At 52.1% G+C, this 3733-nt stretch carries 3 protein-coding genes; all 3 read right to left on the bottom strand.

Annotation, left to right across the window (positions count from 1 at the left end):
• Positions 1-571 (bottom strand): transposase DNA-binding-containing protein (locus tag HV796_RS46265; protein ID WP_425497117.1); only part of this gene is annotated, 571 nt, incomplete at its 3' end.
• A 232-nt stretch (positions 572-803) separates the two neighbouring features.
• Positions 804-2234 (bottom strand): hypothetical protein, encoded by a 1431-nt coding sequence (locus HV796_RS40695; RefSeq protein WP_175233341.1) that lies wholly within the window; start codon positions 2232-2234, stop codon positions 804-806.
• Positions 2235-2260: 26 nt separating this feature from the next.
• Complete coding sequence (locus HV796_RS40690; RefSeq protein ID WP_175233340.1) at positions 2261-3163, bottom strand: hypothetical protein; 903 nt, start codon at positions 3161-3163, stop codon at positions 2261-2263.
• Between the last annotated feature and the right edge of the window lie 570 nt (positions 3164-3733).

Genomic DNA, 3733 nt, shown 5'->3' with positions numbered 1-3733 from the left:
CACCATTGAGATTGCGGTCTTTGGTGTCCTGTGCGCCACTGAGGATTCTGTGCCTTGCGGAGCTTTCATGCTTGGGGGCGATGCCGAATTGAATCATGAAAAGGTTATACATAAGTCGCGTCGGCCACATACACCAGGCAGGTCGAGAGCATATCAGGCGCCATCCCAGCGATGCGCCCATAACCTTCGATCCAACGCAAACTTCCCTTCGGGCCACTCCGTTGGCCCGATCCGTCCTTCTTCTCGCCAGCCCACATCCAGGCCGTCCAGGATGCCCAACGGCTCGCGCTGCGGCGTCACGGCATAGGTCGGAGCAGATACAGCCCCGTTGCGCCTCATATGTCAGCGGGCCCCAGCCCGACCAACTCCTGACCGTTGAAATTGAGCCCGGTCGTGTCTTGCTGGCAAAGCACGACGCGATGCGTTTGCATCCGTCTTTGCTTCTGTTGCCAGTGCGGCCCCGGAATCGCATGCCAATGACTTTGTCGTTGTTGAAGGAGCGGTAGGCCGCTATCGTTTCGCCCCAACCGTGGCATGCCTGAGGCACACTGGCCCTCGGCTCGGCCGCCATTCTCTTTCCATCAAGAGTCTCGCTCGCTTATTCCGCCGCGCGTTGCCCAGGCCCAGTTGCTCGAATTCCGTTTGCGTCCAGGGCGTCGATTCGCTGACCAACGCGTCCGCTCAGACGCGGAGAGTAAACGACAAACACCGACCGCTTATAAGCGCCGACTCTATGCCATTGAAGGTAAACATGCTTCCTCGCCGTCACGGCACAACGACGACGTGTGTATAACGACATGCCCTTACGGACGACCGCTGCTAATTTCGCGTAGGCGTCCCATCCGGGATGTGAATACAAGATCCTTGACAAAGCGATTGATTTTATATTTCTGGTCCGTTTTTTCTTGTAGAAAACCTGCTTCTGTCTTGCGAAGCTGATCGTTTATACGATTAACCGCCCCGGAAGAGCGCCGGTCCGCAAAGTCTCGCGGCGTCATGTTCTCACTGAACCAAGATTTTATTGCTCTAATATCTTGCTCAAGCAGCGTCGTCCTGTCGAACAACAGATTATGCGGATGCAAGTCCATTACGTGACGCCGTACCTCCCGGAATCTTCCGTTGGTGCCAGAATTGGAGTGGCCGTGCTTTTCTACGATACTTCCGATCTTCGATAGGCAAAGCCGCTCTCTGGCATGCTGAATATTGTCACGAGCTCTGGAGAGCGCGGCCAGGTGATTGTTAGCCGCGATAGCGGTTGTCTCCTTACTCAGTCGTTCAGCATCTTCCCTTGCCTGCGGCGAAGCGCCATTTCCGGTGAACTTGCTCTTTTGTTTTTTATTATATGCTTCGTAAACGGACGCAGTTGCTGTCACAGTGGGTACACCGAAAATTTGTCCCGTACCCATCTCTATCAGATGGGCGACCAATTTAGCGGATTTTGCCGCAAGATCTTTTTTTTCGTAGTCTACCTGTCGTCGAAGATGCGCCTTTCCGTATTTGACCTCTTCATATTGAGGCAATTTGGAGATCGTCTCGATTTTGTTTTCGATGTCGTTTATTCGTTTCATGTTTCCTGCTGCCTCAATCATATGAGTGGCGATGGCCGCAGGTTTGCACATAGAGGATATGCCCTCGTGAAAAACGGTGCTCAACAATGGAGTTGCTTCGGCTGCTACGCGCGTGGGCGCGGCGCTAGCTCTAGCAACCTGTTCCGTAAGATACGCCACCGCTTTTGCGGTGCCGAGTGCCGCGTTTGCACCATTGGGTACAAGAGCAATCGCGTCTTGATGCGTTTCTTCCAGCTCCTTTTTCAGGAAATGAAGCTCATTAAGCAGAGCAAGCGCGGCCGGGGGTAGCGGTCTGCCCCCGTACGATAGGGCCGCGCTTGCTTCGGCGATGAAATCCTTGATTTGCGAGAGCGAAACGGGAGAGTTCGAAATTCGCACAAGGAAGCCGGTTTTGGCTGGACCATCGATTTCAGACAGGATACGCGCAAACTCTCGCTCTTTTGGAAGAATCGCAGCTTGCACCTGCCTGCGCGTCATGTTTTGCTTTACGCGCTCACCAATGCTGACAGCGGCACCAGCTACTGATGCGAGTCCTCCAAGCGTTGCATCCAGTACGCCAGCTTTTATGTTCGCTCCAAGGACGTGCTGTAGATCATCGCCGGGGACCGCATTCAGAACTACTTTCGCCTGCTGTGCCAGGTTTCGATGTTGGGTAATATTTAGCATATGTGAGGCGTCCCAAAAATAAACTTCTACACGATTGTATCGGCCTCGGTTGAGGGAGTGCTTACCTGTGTCGTCGCGTCCTGTTTCACAATGGATTTGGCCTTTGCATTCTTTGCGGCTTTCACGGTCTTATAAATTTCTTTCGCTGCTCCCGCGGCTGCGGGGTTCAAAAGGCCGGTGACCTTTCCTTTCTTAATATCCTTATAGTTTATAAATGGCTGTTTGTTTTCAATAACTCCTTTGGCTGCGCCCCTGGCAGCTGCCTTGATAATTTCACCCGTCGAAACGTCGGTGGCTTTTTCGACAAGGTGGTCCACCACGTCAGCTACCTGCGGAGCGACGAAGTAACGATGAATATCGCCATTTTTTATCAGCTCTTTGTGTCGTGAAAGAGGTCTGAATATGTTATTTCCGTTTTCCACGTACGAAGCCTTCGCTGCTTCAAGTCCGAATTTGACCATCGATTGACGAGCGTCACCATTTAGAATTCCATCCGCCAGGTTTGCGATGTCATTCATCGAGTGCTTTTGCCGCGTTTCCTTGTCCTCGGCGGAGGAGGTGGTGGTGGCTTCATTAAGGGACGCAAGGAGAGGTGGGATGATTTCAGCAATATCTCCCGTAATATCATGCGTTTTATCTTTCTTATTCGCATCGGATTTCTTGATCAGAGACGTCAACTTATTGATAACGGTCTTGTCGTTTTCTGATGACCGGGAGATGTTTTTTGGGGAACCCAAGACGTCCTGCAAAATAGTACCAGCCATCTTCCTGGCAAGGCTTCTATCCTTCGGCATGCCGGCTTTATCCGAGGAACTGGAACTCGAAGAGGGGGCTTCGCCAGTGCTCTGATTTGCCTTAACCTCTGCGGGTGCAGTCAGATTGCTAACATTAAAATTGATGCTGTTTCCGGACTTTTCGAGGGCTTTCATTAAATAACTCCTGTTAATATTCCAACGGATAGGCTTGACCGGGAAAGGTCAGACGGGCGATACAATCGGACGTCGGCGGTTGCCAAGGGGGCATTTGAAAGGAAGGGCAATCTCCGTTCTTGCTCAACTAATTGCGTCGAGGTGCGCTTCCGCGCGTAGTCAGCGAGTGCTCGGTTTTCATTCCATTTGACCAACAATGCCCCATAGGGCTTGATGTATGAACCACCTCCCATTTTCGCGGGGCGCATACTTGCGCTACGAAATCGTCTGTTCGTTTGTCCAGAATTCGAAGCGACAAGAAGTGAGGCGGTTGCCGGTGTTGCTGCCACGATGCATATTAGGAGCTGCAATTGGAGCTGTGTATCGGCTCAGCGAAACGTTTCCCGGTCATCTGAAACCGCAGATTGCGACGTGAAGTGCGGGGGCTAGTACAGCATCCCTTAAATGGCTTTAGTAATTAGTCGAGCCTGAACAATTCGGCGAGCCTCGTGCAGCGGAGCTTTGAGGCCGAAATGGTGTTGTGAGATTTGCAGGAACCTGGCACATTAACGTGAAAAACCTGCAAATTCT

Source organism: Paraburkholderia humisilvae (assembly GCF_902859855.1).
GTDB lineage: Bacteria > Pseudomonadota > Gammaproteobacteria > Burkholderiales > Burkholderiaceae > Paraburkholderia > Paraburkholderia humisilvae.
Note: the sequence above shows the minus strand (reverse complement) of the source record. Positions and strands in the feature narration are given on the sequence as shown.

Bases quoted from the DNA above. Each gene is read 5' to 3' on its own strand.
- HV796_RS40695 (WP_175233341.1), bottom strand. From the start codon at position 2,234: ATGCTAAATATTACCCAACATCGAAACCTGGCACAGCAGGCGAAAGTA.
- HV796_RS40690 (WP_175233340.1), bottom strand. From the start codon at position 3,163: ATGAAAGCCCTCGAAAAGTCCGGAAACAGCATCAATTTTAATGTTAGC.